Below are 25,441 nucleotides of genomic sequence, written 5' to 3' on the forward strand. Positions count from 1 at the left end.
CTGGAACGACAACGGCGAACTCATCCGCATCAGCAGCCCGCGCCAGACCCGGAGTTACAGCTACAGCGACACCGGCAGGCTGACCGGCGTCCACACCACGGCAGCGAACCTTGATATCCGCATCCCGTATGCCACGGACCCGGCGGGCAACCGCCTGCCCGACCCGGAGCTGCACCCGGACAGCCCCCTCAGCGCATGGCCGGATAACCGTATCGCCCGTGACGCGCACTATCTTTACCGGTATGACCGTCACGGCAGGCTGACGGAGAAAACCGACCTCATCCCGGAAGGGGTTATCCGCACGGATGATGAGCGGACTCACCGGTACCATTACGACAGCCGGCACCGGCTGGTGCACTACACGCGGACACAATATGCAGAGCCGCTGGTCGAAAGTCGCTATCTTTACGACCTGCTGGGCCGCAGGGTGGCAAAACGGGTATGGCGGCGTGAACGGGACCTGACGGGCTGGATGTCGCTGTCATGGAAACCGGAAGTGCCCTGGTACGGCTGGGACGGCGACCGGCTGACCACAATACAGAACGACAGAACCCGCATCCAGACGGTTTATCAGCCGGGGAGCTTCACGCCACTCATCAGAGTTGAAACTGCCACCGGTGAGCTGGCGAAAACGCAGCGCCGCAGCCTGGCGGATGCGCTTCAGCAGTCCGGCGGTGAAGACGGTGGCAGTGTGGTGTTCCCGCCGGTGCTGGTGCAGATGCTCGACCGGCTGGAAAGTGAAATCCTGGCTGACCGGGTGAGTGAGGAAAGCCGCCGCTGGCTGGCATCGTGCGGCCTGACGGTGGAGCAGATACAAAACCAGATGGACCCGGTGTACACGCCGGCGCGAAAAATCCACCTGTACCACTGCGACCATCGCGGCCTGCCGCTGGCGCTTGTCAGCACGGAAGGGACAACAGCGTGGTACGCAGAATACGATGAATGGGGTAACCAGCTGAATGAAGAGAACCCGCATCAGCTGCAGCAGCTCATCCGCCTGCCGGGTCAGCAGTATGATGAGGAGTCCGGCCTGTATTACAACCGCCACCGCTATTATGACCCGCTGCAGGGGCGGTATATCACTCAGGATCCGATTGGGCTGAAGGGGGGATGGAATTTTTATCAGTATCCGTTGAATCCGATCTCAAATATAGATCCATTAGGATTATATGAATTTAAATCAAAAAATATAGATGATATTGGAATATTTGCATTGGCAATGTGTAATGGAGAATCAATTAACGAGAATAAAGAATATGGTGGGCTAATATGTAAGAAGCAAGGTGAATATTTCCCCATGAATCCGATAAGTTCAAATGATAATGATAGTGTAGACTTGCGAAATATAAAATGCCCTGAAGGTTCAGAGAGAGTAGGCGATTATCACACTCACGGTTTTTACTCTGACGATAAAGGCAATAAAGTAACAAAAGAAAATGATGTTTATGATAGTCTAAATTTTTCAAGCAAAGATTTAACGAATTCTTATATGAATGGAATGGGAAAAAAAGAATACAGTAGTTACTTGGGAACACCAAATAACACCTATCTAAAATATAATCCCAAAGCTAAAGGGAATGGAGTTACAATTATCAGGCAAGGGAGTAATTAAAATGAAGGTAATACAATGTTGTTATTTCCTTGCTTTAGTCTCCAGTCATTTAATGGCTGGAGTTATGAGTGATGACAATATATTTTTAAGTAATTCGGATTTAGCTGCTTTATATTGTGTGGCTAAAATATTTCCAGATGGAGAAAATATTTTAATATATAAAGTAAATATAATTAATGCTAGTTCAAAAAAAGATGTATTTTTTTATGAAAGCCCAACATCAACCCACAATGACATAATGGGGGGCGGGGGAATGTCATATGCCTATGAATATGATGTAAAATATAATATATGTCATTTGAGAAAAAAGAGCAGAATGAGGTAAAAATCTTTGGCTGTGTATTCAGTCTGGTAATCATCCAAGGAAAGCTCATCAGAAGGGTGATGACTCCAATTAGTAGAACATATATTTTCGATAAAAGCACCGATGACTTTTTCATGAAGTTCTACAGAACGCGAGAAACAGATGGTTCTGCGGGCCAGACGTTTGATTCGGGTTCTCAGGGTCAGATTGTTACGCTCAATGTGCTGAGTAAAAATCTTACCAGTCAGATGCTTCTCCTTTGGTAACTCTCTAGCGTAACTACCCCATTCGTCAGTGGTCAACATGCCGATGGTAAAAGGGTAAGCAGCGCCAGCAGTTCACGACAGGTTTCATCAGTCCGGGGGCCAAAAGTGTAGGCCAGAACACCACCAGTTTTCGTGTTGTACACGTACCAGAGCCAGTGCTGTCGCGCTTTACTGCCGACAAAGCTCCATTGCTGACTAAGTTCGCAGATGAGTGCCACATCAGCATGAGCGACCGGGGATGACGTTATTTTTCGTGGCGAGAGTTTTTTAAAGTTCGGATGACTGTATTAATGCCGATTTTCAGCGTACGGGCAGTATAGCGAACCCCGGCACCGTTGAAAGCCATTTCAGCGATTTGGTCTTTAACTCCTGGTTTACGGGGCTCGTAACAGTAACTGAGCTGAAATACCCGGTGACAGTCACGGCCGCGGAATCGATCATGTCTTTTGGGGTTCTGCCCGTGACGGTAAACCTGAACGGACTGGCAACGGGGACAATGAAGGTTAACTGTGACCATGAAACAACCTTAAAAGCGAGTATTATATCCTTAATTCAACTAATTGGAGGCATCACCGTTTACCGGAGCGACAGCTTGCGGAAAGGTCGTGCAACTACAAAGCAACAAACAGACTACGGCGGGAATTATTTTTTTTATCATCCATTACCACGAAAACAGCGGCCATTCTTTGGCAACAGTGGTGAGTTGTGGCGCATCGAAAACGGCTTGTGGCGAGACCACCGTTTCCTCAAGCGGAATATTCTTGCCGTAACGTTCTTTGAGCTTTGCCTGAACTTGTGGGCTGCTCAGGTCGAACTCTTTCAACTTCTGCTGTTCGCCCACGCGCATTCCCAGCGCATTCTGATAAACCTTCCACACCACTTCCGAACAGTACTGGCGATCGTCGCTCCACGAGAAGCTGAAATCGTACGGTTTGCCGAGATAACGTTTTGCCGTTTGCGCCAGTTTTTGCTGTTGTTTAACACTCAGTCCGCCTTCAACGCGGCGAACAACGTATTTGCCCTTTTCACCATGGGCAATCCACTGCTTGAGCGGGGTGTATTTCACCGGGCCGACCGCTTCAAAAACGTAGGGCTTTTTGTTACGCATCACCAGCATACCGGTGTGGCTGTAATCGGAATGGGTCGCCAGTTGGATCGCTTTACTTTGCGATGAGCGAGAGATCTGAAAGATGATGTCGCCGGTTTGTGGTTGCCAGGCAAATGCAGGCACAGAAACCAGCAGACCGGGGATCAGTAGCCTGATTTTCATCGTTAAACGTCCATGTATAAAAAAAGCGGCAGGTTAACTCCGCGCCGCTCTTTTCCGCTTTAGTATTCCCACGTCTCCGGGTTAATCCCCATCTCACGCATGATCTCTTTTGCCGCTTCCGGGATTTCGTCGCTGCGCTCTTTACGCAGATCGGCATCATCCGGCAAAGGTTGCCCGGTAAAGGCATGCAGAAACGCTTCGCACAGCAGCTCGCTGTTGGTAGCGTGACGCAGGTTGTTCACCTGACGACGCGTGCGTTCATCGGTGAGGATTTTTAACACCTTAAGAGGAATGGAAACCGTAATCTTTTTGACTTGTTCACTCTTCTTGCCGTGCTCAGCGTATGGGCTGATATATTCGCCGCTCCATTCAGCCATGAGATACTTAATCCTCTTCGTCAATAAATTGAGACCAGACCACACAGTTAGTGTGGGTACTGACCGTAAACCCGCATAGTTTACCGTACAGGCGTTACCGTGACATCGTGTAATGCACCTGTCGGCGTGATAATGCATATAATTTTAACGGCTATTTGGGATTTGCTCAATCTATACGCAAAGAAGTTTAGATGTCCAGATGTATTGACGTCCATTAACACAATGTTTACTCTGGTGCCTGACATTTCACCGACCAAGCCCAGGGAACTTCATCACATGACGCGTAAACAGGCCACCATCGCAGTGCGTAGCGGGTTAAATGACGACGAACAGTATGGTTGCGTTGTCCCACCGATCCATCTTTCCAGCACCTATAACTTTACCGGATTTAATGAACCGCGCGCGCATGATTACTCGCGTCGTGGCAACCCAACGCGCGATGTGGTTCAGCGTGCGCTGGCAGAACTGGAAGGCGGTGCCGGTGCCGTACTTACTAATACCGGCATGTCCGCGATTCACCTGGTAACGACCGTCTTTTTGAAACCGGGCGATCTGCTGGTTGCGCCGCACGACTGCTATGGCGGCAGCTATCGCCTGTTCGACAGCCTGGCTAAACGTGGTTGCTATCGCGTGTTGTTTGTTGATCAAGGCGATGAACAGGCATTACGGGCAGCGCTGGCAGAAAAACCCAAACTGGTACTGGTAGAAAGCCCAAGTAATCCATTGTTACGCGTCGTGGATATTGCGAAAATCTGCCATCTGGCAAGGGAAGTCGGGGCGGTGAGCGTGGTGGATAACACCTTCTTAAGCCCGGCATTACAAAATCCGCTGGCATTAGGTGCCGATCTGGTGTTGCATTCATGTACGAAATATCTGAACGGTCACTCAGACGTGGTGGCCGGCGTGGTGATTGCTAAAGACCCGGACGTTGTCACTGAACTTGCCTGGTGGGCAAACAATATTGGCGTGACGGGCGGCGCGTTTGACAGCTATCTGCTGCTACGCGGGTTGCGAACACTGGTGCCGCGTATGGAGCTGGCGCAGCGCAACGCGCAGGCGATTGTGAAATATCTGCAAACCCAGCCGTTGGTGAAAAAACTGTATCACCCGTCGCTGCCAGAAAATCAGGGGCATGAAATTGCCGCGCGCCAGCAAAAAGGCTTTGGCGCAATGTTGAGTTTTGAACTGGATGGCGATGAGCAGACGCTGCGTCGTTTCCTGGGCGGGCTGTCGTTGTTTACGCTGGCGGAATCATTAGGGGGAGTGGAAAGTTTAATCTCTCACGCCGCAACCATGACACATGCAGGCATGGCACCAGAAGCGCGTGCTGCCGCCGGGATCTCCGAGACGCTGCTGCGTATCTCCACCGGTATTGAAGATGGCGAAGATTTAATTGCTGACCTGGAAAATGGCTTCCGGGCTGCAAACAAGGGGTAAAAATGAGTGTGATTGCGCAGGCAGGGGCGAAAGGTCGTCAACTGCATAAATTTGGTGGCAGTAGTCTGGCTGATGTGAAGTGTTATTTGCGTGTCGCGGGCATTATGGCGGAGTACTCTCAGCCTGACGATATGATGGTGGTTTCCGCCGCCGGTAGCACCACTAACCAGTTGATTAACTGGTTGAAACTAAGTCAGACCGATCGTCTCTCTGCGCATCAGGTTCAACAAACGCTGCGTCGCTATCAGTGCGATCTGATTAGCGGCCTGCTACCCGCCGAAGAAGCCGATAGCCTCATTAGTGCCTTTATCAGCGATCTTGAGCGCCTGGCGGCGCTGCTCGACAGCGGTATTAACGACGCGGTGTATGCGGAAGTGGTGGGCCACGGCGAAGTGTGGTCGGCGCGCCTGATGTCTGCGGCACTTAATCAACAAGGGCTGCCAGCGGCCTGGCTTGATGCTCGCGAGTTTTTACGCGCTGAACGCGCTGCGCAACCGCAGGTTGATGAAGGGCTTTCTTACCCGTTGCTGCAACAGCTACTGGTACAACATCCAGGCAAACGTCTGGTGGTGACCGGGTTTATCAGCCGTAACAACGCCGGTGAAACGGTGCTGCTGGGGCGTAACGGTTCCGACTATTCCGCGACACAAATCGGTGCGCTGGCGGGAGTTTCCCGCGTAACCATCTGGAGCGACGTCGCCGGGGTATACAGCGCCGACCCGCGTAAAGTGAAAGATGCCTGCCTGCTGCCGTTGCTGCGTCTGGATGAGGCCAGCGAACTGGCGCGTCTGGCGGCTCCCGTTCTTCACGCCCGTACTTTACAGCCAGTTTCTGGCAGCGAAATCGACCTGCAACTGCGCTGTAGCTACACGCCGGATCAAGGTTCCACGCGCATTGAACGCGTGCTGGCCTCCGGTACTGGTGCGCGTATTGTCACCAGCCATGATGATGTCTGCTTGATTGAGTTTCAGGTGCCCGCCAGCCAGGATTTCAAACTGGCGCATAAAGAGATCGACCAGATCCTGAAACGTGCTCAGGTGCGCCCACTGGCGGTTGGCGTGCATAACGATCGCCAGTTGCTGCAATTTTGCTACACCTCAGAAGTGGCCGACAGTGCGCTGAAAATCCTCGACGAAGAGGGATTACCTGGCGAACTGCGCCTGCGTCAGGGGCTGGCGCTGGTGGCGATGGTTGGGGCGGGTGTCACCCGTAACCCGCTGCATTGCCACCGCTTCTGGCAGCAACTGAAAGGCCAGCCGGTCGAATTTACCTGGCAGTCCGATGACGGCATCAGCCTGGTGGCAGTACTGCGCACCGGACCAACCGAAAGCCTGATTCAGGGGCTGCATCAGTCCGTCTTCCGCGCAGAAAAACGCATCGGCCTGGTATTGTTCGGCAAGGGCAATATCGGTTCCCGCTGGCTGGAACTGTTCGCCCGTGAGCAGAGCACGCTTTCGGCGCGTACCGGCTTTGAATTTGTGCTGGCAGGCGTGGTGGACAGCCGCCGCAGCCTGTTGAGCTATGACGGGCTGGACGCCAGCCGCGCGTTAGCCTTCTTCAACGATGAAGCGGTCGAGCAGGATGAAGAGTCGCTGTTCCTGTGGATGCGCGCCCATCCGTATGATGATTTAGTGGTGTTGGACGTTACCGCCAGCCAGCAGCTTGCTGATCAGTATCTCGATTTTGCCAGCCACGGTTTCCACGTCATCAGCGCCAACAAACTGGCGGGAGCGAGCGACAGCAATAAATATCGCCAGATCCACGACGCCTTCGAAAAAACCGGGCGTCACTGGCTGTACAACGCCACCGTCGGTGCGGGCTTGCCGATCAACCATACCGTGCGCGATCTGATCGACAGCGGCGATACTATTTTGTCGATCAGTGGGATCTTCTCCGGCACGCTCTCCTGGCTGTTCCTGCAATTCGACGGTAGCGTGCCGTTTACCGAGCTGGTGGATCAGGCGTGGCAGCAGGGCTTAACCGAGCCTGATCCGCGTGATGACCTTTCCGGCAAAGACGTGATGCGCAAGCTGGTGATTCTGGCGCGTGAAGCGGGTTACGACATCGAACCAGATCAGGTGCGCGTGGAATCGCTGGTGCCTGCCCATTGCGAAGGCGGTAGCATCGACCATTTCTTTGAAAACGGCGATGAACTTAACGAGCAGATGGTGCAACGACTGGAAGCGGCCCGCGAAATGGGGCTGGTGCTGCGCTATGTGGCGCGTTTCGATGCCAATGGCAAAGCGCGTGTGGGCGTGGAAGCGGTGCGTGAAGACCATCCGCTGGCATCACTGCTGCCGTGCGATAACGTCTTTGCCATCGAAAGCCGCTGGTATCGCGATAACCCTCTGGTGATCCGTGGGCCTGGCGCGGGGCGCGACGTCACCGCAGGGGCGATTCAGTCGGATATTAACCGCCTGGCGCAGTTGTTGTAATCCTGAGCCAGAGAAAGCAGTATTTGCGTAACGCGCCCTGCGGAAAGCGGGGCGCTGTGAGTAAATACTGCTTGTTTATGTAGCCAGTCGATAAAATGTCTGCTGGTTGCTAAAGAGAGCATTTCTGCTTTGCTGTTATTTCCGCCCGTTAATGCACATACCATTTTACGATTTTTGCCCTGAACCCAGAGTTGCCACTGATTTTTCCACCAGCCGTGATAAGTTGTTCCCTGAAAACGCCAGGGCATATTATCGGTATCGTCAGCTATTTCCTCTTCAATAAACCAAATCTCACCTTGCTGTTGGCGAAACAGATCAGCCCATGCCGTAATAATGGCACCTCTTAAAAAACACTCGTGTGAAATTACATGTGTTTTTACTGTAGGGAATAAAATATTCAGTACTCTGAAATGCCCGTGTGCAGTGATAACCGGACGCAGAATAACACCTTTAGCATTGCGTTTGAGCGCTGCGCTGCCATATTGAATCTCATCAAACTGACTGCGGCGTAGAAATTGTGCTTCGCGCATATCAACGCGTTGTACAATATTACTCTCGTGTAACTCTGGTTCTGCATTCCCTCTGTATCGATAATGCAGACTTTCTCCAGCCTGATGCTGCGTGTAATTAGTAGAAAGATGAAGAATATTACCGCGAAGAGCATCAAAACTGATTAAAACATACAGTTTCTGCCCGCCGCTGGCTCCCTGAAATGGCACCAGAAGAGCAACCGTTTCGATTATTTCAGGAGGCGTTATTTCTTTCTGATATTGTTTAGGTGTCCAGACTTTTTTGCAGTTACGACATTGAATGCGTTGCGACCCCTGTGGATTGTGGCCATAACAAATCGTCTTTGTGCCATAACATACCGGGCAGAAATGACCTTTCTCAGTTGCAAAAGTAGATAAGTGAACTGACAACCAGTCACGAAATTGCTGTTCGTCAAACAACGGCGGGTAACTTCCACATGCCCGACAGTGCAGTGCCGGATAACCCAGTCGATAGTCTGGCCAGCTGTAATCTGTCGATGTTGGTTGCCCTAAATTACGACAACCAAACGACTTGCAGGCATTAATCGTAAACAGAGTCGACATATATCACCAACGATTTCACAAGGTCGTTGATTTTGTCCGGCAACTATCCCCTGCGGATGTGATTACTCTCACATAAATAACTCTTTCAGAACGTAATGTAGCAATCCTTTAAATCACTGAAAGGGACTATTTATGAAAATTAAAATACTTGCTGCGGGTATCGCATTAACATTGCCGTTCTGGGCTTGCGCCAAAGATGTCACCATCATTTATACCAACGACCTCCATGCGCATGTCGAGCCTTATAAAGTGCCGTGGATCGCTGATGGTAAACGGGATATTGGCGGCTGGGCAAATATCACTACGCTGGTTAAGCAAGAAAAAGCAAAAAATAAAGCGACATGGTTTTTTGATGCGGGTGATTATTTTACCGGGCCATATATCAGCAGCCTGACCAAAGGTAAGGCTATTATCGATATTATGAATACTATGCCGTTTGATGCCGTCACGATAGGCAACCATGAATTTGACCACGGCTGGGACAACACATTATTACAGTTGAGTCAGGCAAAATTCCCTATTGTGCAGGGCAATGTTTTTTATCAGAACAGCAGTAAATCATTCTGGGATAAGCCATATACCATCATCGAAAAAGACGGTGTGAAAATAGGCGTTATAGGTTTGCACGGTGTATTTGCCTTTAATGACACGGTATCTGCGGCAACGCGAGTGGGGATTGAAGCGCGTGATGAAATTAAATGGCTACAACGTTATATCGATGAACTTAAAGGCAAGGTTGATTTGACCGTCGCCCTGATCCATGAAGGTGTTCCGGCCCGCCAGTCCAGTATGGGAGGCACAGATGTGCGTCGCGCGCTGGATAAAGATATTCAGACGGCAAGTCAGGTGAAAGGGCTGGATATTTTGATCACCGGACATGCGCATGTGGGTACGCCGGAACCGATTAAAGTCGGCAATACGCTCATCCTCTCCACTGACAGCGGCGGGATTGATGTGGGCAAACTGGTTCTCGACTACAAAGAGAAGCCGCATGATTTTACGGTGAAAAACTTCGAGCTTAAAACCATTTACGCCGACGAGTGGAAGCCCGATCCGCAAACAAAACAGGTGATCGACGGCTGGAATAAAAAGCTTGATGAAGTGGTGCAACAAACGGTCGCGAAATCGCCGGTTGAATTAAAACGTGCCTATGGTGAATCGGCTTCCCTCGGGAACCTGGCGGCTGATGCTTTACTGGTAGCGGCGGGTAAAAACACCCAATTGGCGTTAACCAACTCTGGCGGCATTCGCAATGAGATCCCCGCAGGGGCGATTACGATGGGCGGCGTCATCAGTACCTTCCCGTTTCCCAACGAACTGGTGACGATGGATCTCACGGGTAAACAATTACGCAGTTTGATGGAACACGGCGCAAGTTTAAGTAATGGCGTTTTACAGGTATCGAAAGGCCTGGAAATGAAGTACGACAGCAGTAAGCCGGTTGGTCAGCGGGTAATCACGCTGACTCTGAATGGCAAACCGATTGAAGATGCGACGATTTACCACATTGCTACTCAGAGTTTCCTTGCTGATGGTGGAGATGGTTTTACCGCCTTTACCGAAGGGAAAGCGCGTAACACAACGGGCGGTTATTACGTTTATCACGCCGTGGTTGATTACTTCAAAGCGGGTAACACCATCACGGATGAACAGATCAACGGTATGCGCGTGAAAGATATCAAGTAAAAGTACGTATTGAGTTGATTCATCTGTTTGTTACCAGTTGATTTTGCAGATCCAGTATTCGGCCTACGCGAGGGCGCAGGCCGAATCAGATGCCTTAGCATCACCATCCGGTGGCAGGACGTTGTTTTTCGAATAAGCCCAGGTGTCGCTGTGTTGTCAGAATATCAGTCAAAACGTGCGAGGTGGATTGCGCTATAGAGAAATCTTTTATCGCCTCTAATTAAGATGAGTTTTTTTCAACTTCCCTGATTTTTCCTCACCATCATTGGTCATTTTTCGGTTGACGCCCTTTAGCTTTTCCTTCATCTTTACATCTGGACGTCTAAACGGATAGATGTGCACAACACAACATATAACTACAAGCGATTGATGAGGTAAGGTATGAGCTTTTTTCACGCCAGCCAGCGGGATGCCCTGAATCAGAGTCTGGCAGAAGTCCAGGGGCAGATTAACGTTTCGTTCGAGTTTTTCCCGCCGCGTACCAGTGAAATGGAGCAGACCCTGTGGAACTCCATCGATCGCCTTAGCAACCTGAAACCGAAGTTTGTGTCGGTGACCTATGGCGCGAACTCCGGCGAGCGCGACCGTACGCACAGCATTATTAAAGGCATTAAAGATCGCACTGGTCTGGAAGCGGCACCGCATCTTACTTGCATTGATGCGACGCCCGACGAGCTGCGCACCATTGCACGTGACTACTGGAATAACGGTATTCGTCATATCGTGGCGCTGCGTGGCGATCTGCCGCCGGGAAGTGGTAAGCCAGAAATGTACGCTTCTGACCTGGTGACGCTGTTAAAAGAAGTGGCAGATTTCGATATCTCCGTGGCGGCGTATCCGGAAGTTCATCCGGAAGCGAAAAGCGCTCAGGCGGATTTGCTCAACCTGAAACGCAAAGTCGATGCCGGAGCCAACCGCGCGATTACTCAGTTCTTCTTTGATGTCGAAAGCTACCTGCGTTTTCGTGACCGCTGCGTATCGGCGGGCATTGATGTGGAAATTATTCCGGGAATTTTGCCGGTATCTAACTTTAAACAGGCTAAGAAATTTGCCGACATGACCAACGTGCGTATTCCGGCGTGGATGGCGCAAATGTTTGACGGGCTGGATGACGATGCCGAAACCCGCAAACTGGTGGGCGCGAATATTGCGATGGATATGGTGAAGATTTTAAGCCGTGAAGGAGTGAAAGATTTCCACTTCTATACGCTTAACCGCGCTGAAATGAGTTACGCGATTTGCCATACGCTGGGTGTTCGACCTGGTTTATAAATAGTGTGGCTTTTGTGAAAATCACACAGTGATCACAAATTTTAAACAGAGCACAAAATGCTGCCTCGAAATGAGGGCGGGAAAATAAGGGTGTCAGCCTTGTTTTCTCCCTCATTACTTGAAGGATATAAAGCTAAAACCCTTTTTTATAAAGCATTTGTCCGAATTCGGACATAATCAAAAAAGCTTAATTACGATCAATTTGATCTACATCTCTTTAACCAACAATATGTAAGATCTCAACTATCGCATCCGTGGATTAATTCAATTATAACTTCTCTCTAACGCTGTGTATCGTAACGGTAACACTGTAGAGGGGAGCACATTGATGAGCACGTCAGACGATATCCATAACACGACAGCCACTGGCAAATGCCCGTTCCATCAGGGCGGTCACGACCAGAGCGCAGGTGGGGGCACAACCACGCGCGACTGGTGGCCAAATCAACTCCGTGTTGACCTGTTAAACCAACATTCTAATCGTTCTAACCCGCTGGGTGAGGACTTTGACTACCGCAAAGAATTCAGCAAATTAGATTACTACGGCCTGAAAAAAGATCTGAAAGCCCTGCTGACAGAATCTCAGCCGTGGTGGCCTGCCGACTGGGGCAGCTATGCCGGTCTGTTTATTCGTATGGCCTGGCACGGCGCGGGGACTTACCGTTCAATCGACGGACGCGGCGGCGCGGGTCGTGGTCAGCAACGTTTTGCACCGCTGAACTCCTGGCCGGATAACGTAAGCCTCGATAAAGCGCGTCGCCTGCTGTGGCCAATCAAACAGAAATATGGTCAGAAAATCTCCTGGGCCGACCTGTTTATCCTCGCGGGTAACGTGGCGCTGGAAAACTCCGGCTTCCGTACCTTCGGTTTTGGTGCCGGTCGTGAAGACGTCTGGGAACCGGATCTGGATGTTAACTGGGGTGATGAAAAAGCCTGGCTGACCCACCGTCATCCGGAAGCACTGGCGAAAGCACCGCTGGGCGCAACCGAGATGGGCCTGATTTACGTTAACCCGGAAGGCCCGGATCACAGCGGCGAACCGCTTTCTGCGGCAGCAGCTATCCGCGCGACCTTCGGCAACATGGGCATGAACGACGAAGAAACCGTGGCGCTGATTGCGGGTGGTCATACGCTGGGTAAAACCCACGGTGCCGGTCCGACATCAAACGTAGGTCCTGATCCAGAAGCTGCACCGATTGAAGAACAAGGTTTAGGTTGGGCGAGCACTTACGGCAGCGGCGTTGGCGCAGATGCCATCACCTCTGGTCTGGAAGTGGTCTGGACCCAGACGCCGACCCAGTGGAGCAACTATTTCTTCGAGAACCTGTTCAAATATGAGTGGGTACAGACCCGCAGCCCGGCTGGCGCAATCCAGTTCGAAGCGGTAGACGCACCGGAAATTATCCCGGATCCGTTCGATCCGTCGAAGAAACGTAAACCGACAATGCTGGTGACCGACCTGACGCTGCGTTTTGATCCTGAGTTCGAGAAGATCTCTCGTCGTTTCCTCAACGATCCGCAGGCGTTCAACGAAGCCTTTGCCCGTGCCTGGTTCAAACTGACGCACAGGGATATGGGGCCGAAATCTCGTTACATCGGGCCGGAAGTACCGAAAGAAGATCTGATCTGGCAAGATCCGCTGCCGCAGCCGATCTACAACCCGACCGAGCAGGACATTATCGATCTGAAATTCGCGATTGCGGATTCTGGTCTGTCTGTCAGCGAGCTGGTATCGGTAGCCTGGGCGTCTGCTTCTACCTTCCGTGGTGGCGACAAACGCGGTGGTGCCAACGGTGCGCGTCTGGCATTAATGCCACAGCGCGACTGGGATGTGAACGCCGCAGCCGTTCGTGCGCTGCCAGTTCTGGAGAAAATTCAGAAAGAGTCTGGTAAAGCCTCGCTGGCGGATATCATCGTGCTGGCAGGTGTGGTTGGCGTTGAGAAAGCCGCAAGCGCCGCTGGTTTGAGCATTCATGTACCGTTTGCGCCGGGTCGCGTTGATGCGCGTCAGGATCAGACTGACATTGAGATGTTCGAACTGCTGGAGCCAATTGCTGACGGTTTCCGTAACTATCGCGCTCGTCTGGACGTTTCCACCACCGAGTCATTGCTGATTGATAAAGCACAGCAACTGACGCTGACTGCGCCGGAAATGACCGCGCTGGTGGGCGGGATGCGCGTACTGGGTGCCAACTTCGATGGCAGCAAAAACGGAGTCTTCACTGACCGCGTGGGCGTATTGAGCAATGACTTCTTCGTGAACTTGCTGGATATGCGTTACGAGTGGAAAGCGACCGACGAATCGAAAGAGCTGTTCGAAGGCCGTGACCGTGAAACCGGCGAAGTGAAATACACAGCCAGCCGTGCGGATCTTGTCTTTGGCTCTAACTCTGTCTTGCGTGCGGTGGCTGAAGTTTACGCCAGCAGCGATGCCCACGAGAAGTTTGTTAAAGACTTCGTGGCGGCATGGGTGAAAGTGATGAACCTCGACCGTTTCGACCTGCTGTAATCTGACCTTCTTCAGCGACTGTCTTTCAGGCAGTCGCTGAAGTTTCTTTACCGGCGTATAGTGTCCACAGGAAAACTACACACTGGATCTCTCATGTCTGCCGCAGGAAAGAGCAACCCACTGGCAATCAGTGGCCTGGTTGTGCTCACACTTATCTGGAGTTATAGCTGGATTTTCATGAAGCAAGTCACCAGCTACATCGGTGCCTTCGACTTCACCGCCTTACGCTGCATTTTCGGCGCTCTCGTTTTATTCATCGTCCTTTTATTACGTGGTCGCGGAATGCGCCCGACGCCGTTTAAATACACCTTAGCCATTGCCCTGTTACAAACCTGCGGGATGGTTGGCCTGGCGCAGTGGGCGCTGGTCAGTGGAGGAGCGGGGAAGGTGGCGATCCTGAGCTATACCATGCCGTTCTGGGTGGTGATTTTCGCCGCGTTGTTTCTCGGTGAACGCCTGCGACGTGGGCAATATTTCGCGATACTGATTGCCGCTTTCGGCTTATTTTTGGTGTTGCAGCCGTGGCAACTCGATTTCTCTTCGATGAAAAGTGCCCTGCTGGCAATCCTCTCCGGTGTTAGTTGGGGGGCGAGCGCGATTGTCGCGAAACGCCTATACGCCCGCCATCCACGCGTGGATTTATTGTCGTTAACATCCTGGCAGATGCTTTATGCGGCGCTGGTGATGAGTGCGGTCGCTTTACTGGTGCCACAACGTGAAATTGACTGGCAGCCCACCGTGTTCTGGGCTCTGGCCTACAGTGCGATTCTGGCGACGGCGCTGGCGTGGAGCTTATGGTTGTTTGTATTGAAAAACTTGCCTGCCAGTATTGCCAGCTTAAGCACACTGGCCGTTCCCGTTTGCGGCGTACTCTTTTCCTGGTGGCTGCTCGGTGAGAATCCGGGGGCCGTTGAAGGTAGCGGTATTGTGCTGATTGTGCTGGCACTGGCGCTGGTGAGCCGTAAGAAAAAAGAAGCTGTCAGTGTAAAAAACATCTGAATTTTTTCTTCATGTGGGGCGATCGCTTATTTAACAAAATACCGATAGTGCCCCACCATCCGCCAGCTAAACAGCACGTCTTCTTCCTGCGCGCCTGCGCCAATGTTATGTATCACCAGCGGCGTACCGTCGCGGGCAAAGCCATGTGACACCACCCCAATATGCGCCAGCCCGTTATCCAGTCGCCAGGAGACAATATCGCCCGCTTGATAGTCACTGGGGTTCTTGCTGGTGGGGCGTGTTTTATCATGGCGGCTAAACCAGGTTTCCAGATTAGGCACCCGACGGTGATCGATGTTGCTGTCCGGGCGCTTTAACTGCCATTTTTGCGGGTACTCAGCAAAATTCTTCGCCATATCTTCGTGAACCAGTTTCTGCAAATCGACCTTCTGGCTGCGCAAGGCGCGGATCACCACATCGGAACATACGCCGCGTTCTTGCGGGACATCACCGCCAGGATAGGTAAGCTGCACATACGCCGGATCGTAAAATAGCGTGCTGCCGATTTGCTGTCTGGCACCGTCTGCGATGGCAAGGTTGGTGTTGGCCTGGATTTGTACCACGGTTGGTGGAACGGCCGGAGATTTTAAGGAGTTGCTAGTAAACGCCGTTAGCAGGCTGACCAGCGCCAGTGAAGCTTTCATCTGGTTCGTCCGTGAAAATAAGAGTCACAGATTCGACCTTCCGGGCTAACGATTGTTCTGTAGAGAAAATGTCCAGAAGCGGATAAAAAATTCCTGAACAACGTGGGAGTTTCAGACGGGTGATAACGTATAAAAAGTGCTCGAACAGTCCCCTCTCCCCTTTGGGGAGAGGGTTAGGGTGAGGGGAACAGGCCAGCTCCGGGGCGAATATTTACCCTCACTCCGACCCTCTCCCTGAAAGGGCGAGGGGGAAAAACATGCCCGCAGTGACGAGTGAGCCACTTTGCCTGCACTCTCAAACTCCCGGACAAGCCGGGAGTTTGGAGTAGGTTATTCCCACTCTTGCAGGAAACGCTGACCGTACTGGTCGGCTACCAGCAGTGCAGCGTAAACCTGATCTGGCGTCGCGCCGCCAGGCATGTTGTGGATGGTTTCACCTTCTGCACATGCCGCTTCTGCCACAATTCGCATTTTCGCCGGGACATCTTCTTTAATATCCAGTTGAGCGAGAGTTATTGGCAAACCTACCGCATGGCTAAGTGCAGCTACGGTTTCGATTTCCTCCACCGGCGCATTTTCCAGAACCAGCTGCGTCAGCGTACCAAATGCCACTTTTTCACCGTGATAATAGTGATGTGCATCTGGAATAGCGGTCAGGCCGTTATGCACTGCGTGCGCCGCAGCCAGACCACCACTTTCAAAGCCTACACCGCTTAAATAGGTGTTCGCTTCAATCACGCGTTCCAGCGCAGGGGTTACTACATGCTGTTCGGCGGCAAGCATCGCTTTTTCGCCTTCTTCCAGCAGGGTGTTGTAGCACAGTTCAGCCAGTGCCAGCGCCGCCTGGGTGCACTTGCCGCCCGCCATGGTGGTCGCGCCGCTACGAGAGCAGGCACGCGCTTCAAACCAGGTTGCCAGCGCATCGCCGATACCCGCCGCTAACAGACGCGCAGGTGCGCCAGCGACGATTTTGGTGTCGACAATGACCATATTCGGGTTATTTGGCAACATCAGATAGCGGTCAAATTCACCATCATCGGTGTAGATAACAGACAATGCGCTGCACGGTGCGTCGGTAGAGGCGATAGTCGGTGCGATCGCTACCGGAACACCCATGAAATGTGCCAGTGCTTTGGCAGTATCGAGAGTTTTTCCGCCACCGATACCGAGAATTGCGCCACACTGCGCAGTCTCCGCGATGCCACGCAGACGGTCGATCTCATTTTGCGAACATTCACCGCCAAACGGCGCAATTTCTACTACCAGTCCAGCATCTTTAAAGCTTTTCTCGACAGTGGATTGAGCAAAACCTAAAACAAATTTGTCACCCACCACTAACCAGCGTTCTGCCAGCGGCTTCAGGTATTCGCCCAGACGATTAATCACATCAGCGCCCTGGATGTATTTACCCGGTGATTGAATAATGCGGTCCATAATTGCTCCTTTAGAGATGAGTAGTGCCAAATGCGGCATTCCAGTCGTGTTCGAACTTCTCTATAGCTGACTCTACCGCAGGGGTGTTGAGCATTTGTTGCGCTACATCTAAGGGCAGGGTGATGGATTCACATCCTGCCAGTAAACAGTCCAGCGCCTGACGCGGCGTTTTAAAGCTGGCCGCCAGCACCATGCTTTCTGGTGCGTGCATTTCTAACAGTGCTTGCAGCTCCTGAACCGTACGAATGCCGTCTCCGCCCTGGGCATCTACGCGGTTAACATACGGAGCAACGTATTTTGCCCCTGCCAGTGCGGCTAATAACCCTTGTGCGGCGCTATATACAGCGGTGCCAAGTGTAGTAATACCCTCTTTTTTCAGTATTTTAATTGCTGCCAGACCTTCGGAAGTCACCGGGATTTTCACCACAATACCCGGAATGGCGTCGCGCAGGCGCTTCGCTTCTTCCACCATCCCCTGCGCGTCGCGGCTCATGGTCTGAGCAAACAGAATGCCCTCATCACCAATCGCTTTTTGCAGACGCGGCAGCACTTCCCATATGGACTCCTTGCTGGCAGCGATAATGCTCGGGTTAGTTGTCACCCCGGCAATCGGGAATATGCGTGCCAGACGTTCGACTTCTGCGACGTTAGCGGTGTCCAGATACAGTTCCATGATGTTTCCTTTTACAGTTCCAGTTCATGTTGCAGCAGGCTGGCGATAGCGTCGGCAGAGGCGGCGTTAACCAGCGCGTTACGGAATTCTTCGTGCATGATGCGGCGAGCGAGGCGCGAGAAAATGCGCATGTGCTGATCGCCCGCAGCGTGTTTGTTCAGCGTTAACATAATGATGAATTGCGCTTCATCATCGCCCCAGCGCACCGGCGCTTGCAGACGCGCTACGCTGATGGTGGATTGCTCAATATGTTCCGATTTGCTGTGGGGAATGGCAAAACTAAAGCCCAGACCGGTAGAGAAAACGGCCTCGCGCGCCCACAAGTCGGCTTCCAGTTTACGCGGATAGCGGCAGCGGCCCGCCAGCAGCAGGTTATCGGTCATGCCTTTGAGCACTTCTTCTTTGCTGCGCCAGTCGCTTTCCAGTGTGATGCACTCGGCGGTGACCAGCGGTGCGTCTTGTTGGGTCATGCGGAATTGCGCCAGCAGATGTTCCACTTCCAGCGAAGTACGGCAGGCCATTGCCTGGTTGAGCAACTTGCGGCACTCACGGCTATCAAGTTGCGCCATTCGCGCTTTCGCCGCCGGAATTGACGGTGCGCTCATGCTCAGCTCATCCAGCCCTAAACCGACCAGCAATGGCAGCACGGAACCTTTCGCTCCCAGTTCACCGCACAGACCAATCCATTTGCCCTGGCGATGCACCGCCTGCACGGCGTAATCGAGCGCCCGCAAGAATGCTGGATTCAGGCTGTTATAGTGACGAGTAACCTTAGCGTTATCGCGATCCACTGCCAGCAGATATTGCGTCAGGTCATTACTACCGATACTAAAGAAATCAATCTCTTCGCAGCATTGATCGATGATGAACATCACCGACGGCACTTCCAGCATAATGCCGAGCTGGATCTTCTCATCAAACGGAATGTGTTCGTTACGCAGTTGCTGTTTGGCTTCCGCCAGTTTTTCTTTCACCCATAAGATCTCTTCCATTGAAGAGATCATCGGGATCATGATTTTCAGGCTGCCGTGAGCGGAGGCACGGAGAATCGACCGTAGTTGTGTGGTAAATAACGACGCGTACTCTTCATAAATACGCACGGCGCGATAACCGAGGAACGGGTTTGCCTCTGCGGGAATGTTCAGATAATCAACGGGTTTGTCACCGCCAATATCCATAGTGCGCACAATAATGCTGCGTCCGTTGGCGGACTCCAGCGCCTGACAAAAAATGTTGTACAGCTCGCTTTCGCCCGGTGCACTGGTGCGATCCATATAGAGCATTTCAGTGCGGAATAAACCAACGCCTTCCGCACCATTGCCGAATGCGGCCTGCGCTTCCACGGAGTGAGCGATGTTAGCGGCAATTTCAATGCGGATACCGTCAGCGGTACGGGCTTGTTGGGTCAGCCAGACACGCTGTTGCTCACGCAGGGCGTCCTGTACGCGGGCTTCCTGCTGATAATAACGAGCTACGGCTTCCCCTGGCTCAACCACAATCGCCCCAGCGTTGCCGTCGATATAAATCGTTTGATGCTGCCACGGAGTGAGGGCATCAATATCCACACCAACCAGCGTCGGAATGTTGAACGAACGGGCAAGGATCACCGTATGTGAGGTGGTGCCGCCGCTTTTGAGCAACAATCCTTTGAGGTGATTTTTATCCAGTTCGAGGAACTGGCTGGGGGTCAGTTCATCAGCCATACAAATGGCGGGCTGCGTCAGTTTGCCCGGTGCCGGGAAGCGTTGCTCACCGTAGATTTGCTGGAGTAACTGGAAGCAGACGTCGCGTACGTCCAGGGCACGTTCTTGCAGGTAGCTGCTGCTGGAACGAGCGAACTCTTCGCAGAAGTGGTGTGCACTGGCGACAATCGCTTCGGCACAGCTTAATCCCTCGCTGACGCCTGCCAGTAAGTGCTGACGTAAAGAAGTATCGCCAGCCAGGGATCGGTGAGCTTCCAGTATCGCGCTGGTAGCACCGTCGCTATCCAGCAGACGAAATTCAATGTTTTTCATCACCAGTGTCAGGCCGTTTTCCAGCGCGGATTGCTCGGCGTCAACGCCTTTGGCAGCAGGAAGATTACCCAGCGCATTGAGATCTAAAGAAGAGATCGGCGTCAGAATGCCGCCTGCGCTACCGCTGCACACGGTGCGGGCGCGGATAATTTGCGGATTCAGATTGGTCAGTGAAACCGGCAGGGGTTCCAGTTCGTCAGATTTAACTTCCACCAGCGGCGCATCGCAGTGGGGGAATTCATCGCGCAGCCATTGGCTTAAACGCTGGTACGCTTCCTGTTCGTCGGCCCCGGAAATCAGTAACTGGCAGTTATCGCCCACCAGCGTATCGGTGCCAATCAGCGCAAGAGCGCTTTTGGCGTTGCCCTTACGGTCAGTGCGCAGGTTATGCCACTCAATTTGTGATGAAAAAGTATTACACAGCGTTTCAACGTGGCTTGCCGGACGCGCATGTACGCCGTTAGGTAGCTCACAAATAAATTCCACAATCAGGGCCATTGCCTCTCTCCCGGTACGGTTTTCTGTTTACAGGATAAGAGCGCACGGCAACGGCCTGCCATGTGACAAATCTGCCAAAAGCTGGACAAATGTAATGTAACCGTCAATTTGCGACGCGTCTCACAAGACGCCGTTTTGCGGCATGCTCCCGGATTATCGCAAGTTATGAGGCGGATCGCATTTTTGTACTGATATTACAAAAGTCCAGTAAATGGCCTTTTTATCCACTGTTTGCTCCGCCTGCGATTGCCTATTGTTTCCTCCATCAAAAATATGGACATGGGCTTTTGCAAGCCCGGGAGCAGCTTATGAATGAGTTGGTGCAGATCCTGAAAAATACCCGTCAGCATTTAATGACGGGCGTTTCACACATGATTCCCTTCGTGGTATCGGGCGGTATTTTGCTGGCGGTTTCCGTCATGTTGTATGGCAAAGGTGCAGTGCCGGATGCCGTCGCCGATCCGAATCTGAAAAAACTGTTTGATATCGGCGTTGCAGGTTTGACGCTGATGGTGCCTTTCCTCGCCGCTTACATCGGTTACTCCATTGCAGAACGTTCTGCGCTGGCTCCATGCGCTATCGGTGCCTGGGTTGGTAACAGCTTTGGTGCGGGCTTCTTTGGTGCACTGATCGCCGGGATTATCGGCGGCATCGTGGTGCATTACCTGAAGAAAATTCCGGTGCATAAAGTTCTGCGTTCGGTGATGCCAATCTTCATCATTCCGATCGTCGGCACACTGATTACCGCAGGCATCATGATGTGGGGGCTGGGCGAGCCTGTGGGGGCATTGACCAACAGCCTGACTCAGTGGCTTCAGGGGATGCAGCAGGGCAGCATTGTTATGCTGGCGGTGATCATGGGCCTGATGCTGGCGTTCGATATGGGCGGTCCGGTTAACAAAGTGGCCTATGCCTTCATGCTGATTTGCGTTGCTCAGGGTGTTTATACCGTGGTGGCCATTGCTGCCGTGGGTATTTGTATTCCGCCGCTGGGGATGGGGCTGGCGACGCTGATTGGTCGTAAAAATTTCTCCGCAGAAGAGCGCGAAACCGGTAAAGCGGCGCTGGTGATGGGGTGCGTTGGGGTTACTGAAGGGGCGATTCCTTTCGCCGCTGCCGATCCGCTGCGTGTTATTCCTTCCATCATGGTCGGTTCAGTTTGTGGTGCGGTAACTGCGGCACTGGTCGGTGCACAGTGCTATGCAGGTTGGGGTGGTCTGATTGTGCTGCCGGTGGTTGAAGGCAAGCTGGGTTATATCGCAGCAGTGGCTGTCGGAGCAGTGGTGACGGCAGTCTGCGTGAACGTGCTGAAAAGTCTGGCGCGTAAAAATGGGTCTTCGACTGATGAAAAAGAAGACGACCTGGATTTGGATTTTGAAATTAATTAATTGAGGAACGAGCCATGACGAAAATTATTGCAGTAACCGCGTGTCCATCTGGTGTTGCCCATACCTATATGGCGGCAGAGGCGCTGGAAAGTGCCGCGAAAGCGAAAGGCTGGGAAGTGAAAGTAGAAACCCAGGGGTCAATTGGTCTGGAAAATGAACTGACAGCGGAAGACGTGGCGAGCGCCGATATGGTGATTCTGACCAAAGATATCGGCATCAAGTTTGAAGAGCGTTTTGCTGGCAAGACCATCGTGCGCGTCAACATCAGCGACGCGGTAAAACGCGCTGATGCCATTATGAGCAAAATTGAAGCTCACCTGGCACAAACCGTTTAAGTTCTTATCCCGCCCGTAAGGGCGGGTTCGCTTTCCCACAGGAGTTCCTCATGACGAATCGTATCTCTCGCCTCAAAACTGCACTGTTTGCCAATACCCGTGAAATCTCGCTGGAGCGTGCGCTGCTTTATACCGCCAGCCATCGGCAAACCGAAGGCGAACCGGTGATATTGCGCCGGGCGAAAGCAACAGCGTATATCCTTGAACATGTTGAAATTTCGATTCGTGATGAAGAACTGATTGCCGGTAACCGCACCGTAAAACCGCGCGCCGGGATTATGTCGCCGGAAATGGACCCTTACTGGCTGCTGAAAGAGTTGGATCAATTCCCGACGCGTCCGCAGGACCGCTTTGCTATCAGCGAAGAAGATAAACGTATCTACCGCGAAGAGTTGTTCCCGTACTGGGAAAAACGTTCGATGAAAGATTTCATCAACGGGCAGATGACGGATGAAGTAAAAGCCGCGACCAGCACGCAGATTTTCAGCATCAACCAGACGGATAAAGGCCAGGGGCACATTATTATTGATTACCCGCGCCTGCTGAATCACGGGCTGGGGGAGCTGGTGGCACAGATGCAGCAACATTGTCAGCAACAGCCGGAGAATCACTTTTATCAGGCAGCGCTGTTACTGCTGGAAGCCTCGCGGAAACACATTCTGCGTTACGCTGAACTGGCGGAAACGATGGCGGCAAACTGCACAGATGCCCAGCGTCGCGAAGAACTGCTGACTATTGCGGAGATCTCCCGCCATAACGCCGAACATAAGCCGCAGACGTTCTGGCAGGCGTGCCAGTTATTCTGGTACATGAACATCATTCTGCAATACGAATCCAACGCCAGTTCTCTGTCTTTAGGGCGCTTCGACCAGTATATGTTGCCGTTCTATCAGGCATCATTAACCCAGTGCGAAGATCCGGCGTTCCTGAAAGAACTGCTCGAATCTTTATGGGTGAAATGCAACGATATCGTGCTGTTGCGCTCCACCAGTAGCGCGCGTTATTTCGCCGGTTTCCCGACCGGCTATACCGCACTGCTCGGCGGGTTAACCGAGAACGGACGTAGCGCGGTGAACGTACTTTCGTTCCTCTGTCTCGACGCCTATCAAAGTGTGCAATTACCGCAACCGAACCTGGGGGTGCGCACTAACGCCTTGATCGACACGCCGTTCCTGATGAAAACCGCAGAAACTATTCGCCTCGGTACCGGTATTCCGCAAATCTTTAACGATGAAGTGGTGGTGCCAGCGTTCCTCAACCGTGGCGTTTCGCTGGAAGATGCGCGCGACTATTCCGTAGTGGGCTGCGTGGAATTATCTATTCCCGGCAGAACCTACGGCTTGCATGACATCGCGATGTTTAACCTGCTGAAAGTGATGGAAATCTGCCTGCATGAAAATGAAGGTAACGCTGCGCTGACTTATGAAGGTTTACTGGAACAGATCCGCGCCAAGATCAGCCACTACATCACCCTGATGGTAGAGGGCAGCAATATTTGTGATATCGGCCATCGCGACTGGGCACCTGTACCGCTGCTCTCGTCTTTTATCAGCGATTGTCTGGAAAAAGGTCGCGATATTACCGATGGCGGCGCGCGTTATAACTTCTCCGGCGTACAGGGGATCGGTATCGCCAACCTGAGCGATTCTCTCCATGCGTTGAAAGGGATGATTTTTGATCAACAGCGTTTAAGTTTTGACGAATTGCTGTCGGTATTAAAAGCCAACTTCGCAACGCCAGAAGGCGAAAAAGTCCGTGCTCGCTTAATTAACCGCTTCGAGAAATACGGTAACGATATCGACGAGGTGGATAACATCAGCGCCGAACTGTTACGCCACTACTGCAAAGAAGTGGAAAAATACCAGAACCCGCGCGGCGGCTACTTCACGCCGGGATCGTATACCGTTTCTGCTCACGTCCCGTTGGGATCGGTGGTTGGCGCGACGCCAGACGGTCGTTTTGCCGGTGAACAACTGGCAGACGGCGGCTTGTCACCCATGCTGGGCCAGGACGCACAAGGGCCAACGGCGGTACTGAAGTCAGTCAGTAAGCTCGATAATACGCTGCTGTCTAACGGTACGTTGCTGAACGTGAAATTCACTCCGGCGACCCTGGAAGGTGAAGCGGGATTACGCAAACTGGCCGACTTCTTACGGGCATTTACCCAGCTTAAGTTACAACACATTCAGTTTAACGTGGTGAACGCCGACACGTTGCGGGAAGCGCAACAGCGCCCACAAGATTATGCCGGGCTGGTGGTGCGCGTTGCCGGATACAGCGCCTTCTTTGTCGAATTGTCGAAGGAGATCCAGGATGACATCATCCGCCGGACAGCGCATCAGCTGTAACGTTGTGGAAACGCGCCGCAATGATGTGGCGCGCATTTTCAACATTCAGCGTTATTCACTGAATGACGGCGAGGGCATTCGTACGGTGGTCTTTTTTAAAGGCTGTCCGCATCTTTGCCCATGGTGTGCTAATCCGGAGTCGATCTCCGGCAAAATCCAGACGGTACGCAGAGAGGCGAAATGTCTGCACTGTGCGAAATGTTTGCGTGATGCGGATGAATGCCCCTCCGGGGCGTTTGAACGGATTGGCCGCGATATCAGCCTTGACGCGCTGGAACGGGAAGTGATGAAAGATGACATTTTCTTTCGCACGTCCGGCGGCGGCGTCACGCTTTCTGGCGGCGAAGTGTTAATGCAGGCGGAGTTTGCTACCCGTTTTTTACAGCGGCTGCGGTTGTGGGGCGTGTCATGCGCCATTGAAACTGCCGGAGACGCGCCAGCCAGCAAGCTGTTACCGCTGGCGAAATTGTGCGATGAAGTGTTGTTCGATTTAAAAATTATGGACGCGACTCAGGCGCGGGATGTGGTGAAGATGAACCTGCCACGCGTGCTGGAGAATCTGCGTTTGCTGGTGAGTGAGGGCGTCAACGTGATCCCGCGTTTACCGCTGATCCCTGGTTTCACGCTCAGCCGGGAGAATATGCAGCAGGCGCTGGACGTGCTGATCCCGCTGAATATCAGGCAGATCCATCTGTTACCGTTTCATCAGTACGGCGAACCGAAATACCGCCTGCTGGGGAAAACATGGTCGATGAAAGAGGTGCCTGCGCCGTCGTCAGTCGATGTGGCAACGATGCGTGAAATGGCAGAGCGGGCCGGATTTCAGGTTACCGTGGGAGGTTAAA

At 52.4% G+C, this 25,441-nt stretch carries 19 protein-coding genes and 1 pseudogene; 12 read left to right on the forward strand and 8 right to left on the reverse strand.

Annotation, left to right across the window (positions count from 1 at the left end):
• A partial coding sequence (locus tag ACJHWK_RS21760; protein ID WP_410234926.1) for an RHS repeat-associated core domain-containing protein occupies window positions 1-1,612 on the forward strand: 1,612 nt, incomplete at its 5' end.
• Window position 1,613: 1 nt separating this feature from the next.
• On the forward strand, window positions 1,614-1,937 hold the full coding sequence (locus ACJHWK_RS21765; protein WP_001521836.1) for an RHS element protein dsORF-f3: 324 nt from the start codon (window positions 1,614-1,616) through the stop codon (window positions 1,935-1,937).
• 69 nt (window positions 1,938-2,006) lie between these two features.
• Here the strand turns inward: ACJHWK_RS21765 and ACJHWK_RS21770 are convergent.
• From ACJHWK_RS21770 to metJ, 3 genes and pseudogenes are all read right to left on the reverse strand, one after another.
• A pseudogene (locus ACJHWK_RS21770) lies at window positions 2,007-2,699 on the reverse strand (IS1-like element IS1H family transposase).
• A 144-nt stretch (window positions 2,700-2,843) separates the two neighbouring features.
• Window positions 2,844-3,452, reverse strand: coding sequence for a YiiX family permuted papain-like enzyme (locus tag ACJHWK_RS21775; protein WP_001521838.1), 609 nt, complete (start codon window positions 3,450-3,452; stop codon window positions 2,844-2,846).
• Between the two features lie 59 nt (window positions 3,453-3,511).
• Window positions 3,512-3,829, reverse strand: a complete 318-nt coding sequence (gene metJ, locus ACJHWK_RS21780; protein ID WP_000852812.1) for a met regulon transcriptional regulator MetJ — start codon at window positions 3,827-3,829, stop codon at window positions 3,512-3,514.
• Between the two features lie 276 nt (window positions 3,830-4,105).
• On the opposite strand from metJ, the gene metB reads away from it, so the two are divergent.
• Both metB and metL read left to right on the forward strand, forming a co-directional pair.
• Entirely contained in the window at window positions 4,106-5,266 is a 1,161-nt protein-coding gene (gene metB, locus ACJHWK_RS21785; RefSeq protein ID WP_001295694.1) for a cystathionine gamma-synthase, read from the forward strand.
• Between the two features lie 2 nt (window positions 5,267-5,268).
• On the forward strand, window positions 5,269-7,701 hold the full coding sequence (gene metL / locus ACJHWK_RS21790) for a bifunctional aspartate kinase/homoserine dehydrogenase II (RefSeq protein ID WP_170886265.1): 2,433 nt from the start codon (window positions 5,269-5,271) through the stop codon (window positions 7,699-7,701).
• On the opposite strand, the gene ACJHWK_RS21795 is transcribed toward metL, so the two are convergent.
• Window positions 7,665-8,795: a hypothetical protein gene (locus tag ACJHWK_RS21795; protein WP_001521840.1), complete on the reverse strand. Its 1,131-nt coding sequence runs from the start codon at window positions 8,793-8,795 to the stop codon at window positions 7,665-7,667. The two genes, metL and ACJHWK_RS21795, sit on opposite strands and share 37 nt — an antisense overlap.
• 132 nt (window positions 8,796-8,927) lie before the next feature.
• Between ACJHWK_RS21795 and ACJHWK_RS21800 the strand changes: the two genes are divergently transcribed.
• From ACJHWK_RS21800 to yijE, 4 genes are all read left to right on the forward strand, one after another.
• Window positions 8,928-10,481, forward strand: coding sequence for a bifunctional metallophosphatase/5'-nucleotidase (locus tag ACJHWK_RS21800; protein WP_000694075.1), 1,554 nt, complete (start codon window positions 8,928-8,930; stop codon window positions 10,479-10,481).
• A 381-nt stretch (window positions 10,482-10,862) separates the two neighbouring features.
• On the forward strand, window positions 10,863-11,753 hold the full coding sequence (gene metF / locus ACJHWK_RS21805) for a methylenetetrahydrofolate reductase (protein WP_000007512.1): 891 nt from the start codon (window positions 10,863-10,865) through the stop codon (window positions 11,751-11,753).
• A 328-nt stretch (window positions 11,754-12,081) separates the two neighbouring features.
• The gene (gene katG / locus ACJHWK_RS21810; protein WP_001296626.1) at window positions 12,082-14,262 is read left to right on the forward strand and encodes a catalase/peroxidase HPI; all 2,181 of its coding nucleotides are present in this window, start codon (window positions 12,082-12,084) and stop codon (window positions 14,260-14,262) included.
• A 93-nt stretch (window positions 14,263-14,355) separates the two neighbouring features.
• Window positions 14,356-15,261, forward strand: coding sequence for a cystine transporter YijE (gene yijE, locus ACJHWK_RS21815; RefSeq protein WP_001306638.1), 906 nt, complete (start codon window positions 14,356-14,358; stop codon window positions 15,259-15,261).
• A gap of 26 nt (window positions 15,262-15,287) precedes the next feature.
• Here yijE and ACJHWK_RS21820 read toward each other — a convergent pair whose 3' ends face one another.
• From ACJHWK_RS21820 to ptsP, 4 genes are all read right to left on the reverse strand, one after another.
• Entirely contained in the window at window positions 15,288-15,905 is a 618-nt protein-coding gene (locus ACJHWK_RS21820; protein WP_001521841.1) for a DUF1287 domain-containing protein, read from the reverse strand.
• A 330-nt stretch (window positions 15,906-16,235) separates the two neighbouring features.
• A complete protein-coding gene (gene gldA, locus ACJHWK_RS21825) occupies window positions 16,236-17,339 on the reverse strand; it encodes a bifunctional L-1,2-propanediol dehydrogenase/glycerol dehydrogenase (RefSeq protein WP_000373992.1) in 1,104 nt (367 codons plus the stop codon).
• Window positions 17,340-17,349: 10 nt separating this feature from the next.
• Entirely contained in the window at window positions 17,350-18,012 is a 663-nt protein-coding gene (gene fsa / locus ACJHWK_RS21830) for a fructose-6-phosphate aldolase (RefSeq protein WP_000424838.1), read from the reverse strand.
• An 11-nt stretch (window positions 18,013-18,023) separates the two neighbouring features.
• Complete coding sequence (ptsP, locus tag ACJHWK_RS21835) at window positions 18,024-20,525, reverse strand: phosphoenolpyruvate--protein phosphotransferase (protein WP_001521842.1); 2,502 nt, start codon at window positions 20,523-20,525, stop codon at window positions 18,024-18,026.
• 308 nt (window positions 20,526-20,833) lie between these two features.
• Here ptsP and ACJHWK_RS21840 point away from each other — a divergent pair, with 308 nt between their 5' ends.
• The 4 genes from ACJHWK_RS21840 to ACJHWK_RS21855 are packed head-to-tail and all read left to right on the forward strand — an operon-like array spanning window position 20,834 to window position 25,440.
• On the forward strand, window positions 20,834-21,913 hold the full coding sequence (locus tag ACJHWK_RS21840; RefSeq protein WP_001004446.1) for a PTS fructose transporter subunit EIIC: 1,080 nt from the start codon (window positions 20,834-20,836) through the stop codon (window positions 21,911-21,913).
• A 14-nt stretch (window positions 21,914-21,927) separates the two neighbouring features.
• Window positions 21,928-22,248 (forward strand): PTS fructose-like transporter subunit IIB, encoded by a 321-nt coding sequence (locus ACJHWK_RS21845; protein ID WP_001521843.1) that lies wholly within the window; start codon window positions 21,928-21,930, stop codon window positions 22,246-22,248.
• A 50-nt stretch (window positions 22,249-22,298) separates the two neighbouring features.
• Window positions 22,299-24,596 carry a formate C-acetyltransferase gene (locus ACJHWK_RS21850; RefSeq protein ID WP_001521845.1) on the forward strand — a complete coding sequence of 766 codons (2,298 nt, stop codon included), beginning with the start codon at window positions 22,299-22,301 and terminating at the stop codon, window positions 24,594-24,596.
• Window positions 24,562-25,440, forward strand: a complete 879-nt coding sequence (locus ACJHWK_RS21855; RefSeq protein WP_001521846.1) for a [formate-C-acetyltransferase]-activating enzyme — start codon at window positions 24,562-24,564, stop codon at window positions 25,438-25,440. Before ACJHWK_RS21850 ends, ACJHWK_RS21855 begins: the two co-directional genes overlap by 35 nt.
• Window position 25,441 lies beyond the last annotated feature (1 nt).

The organism is Escherichia sp. WS547, assembly GCF_046486065.1.
Taxonomy (GTDB): domain Bacteria; phylum Pseudomonadota; class Gammaproteobacteria; order Enterobacterales; family Enterobacteriaceae; genus Escherichia; species Escherichia coli.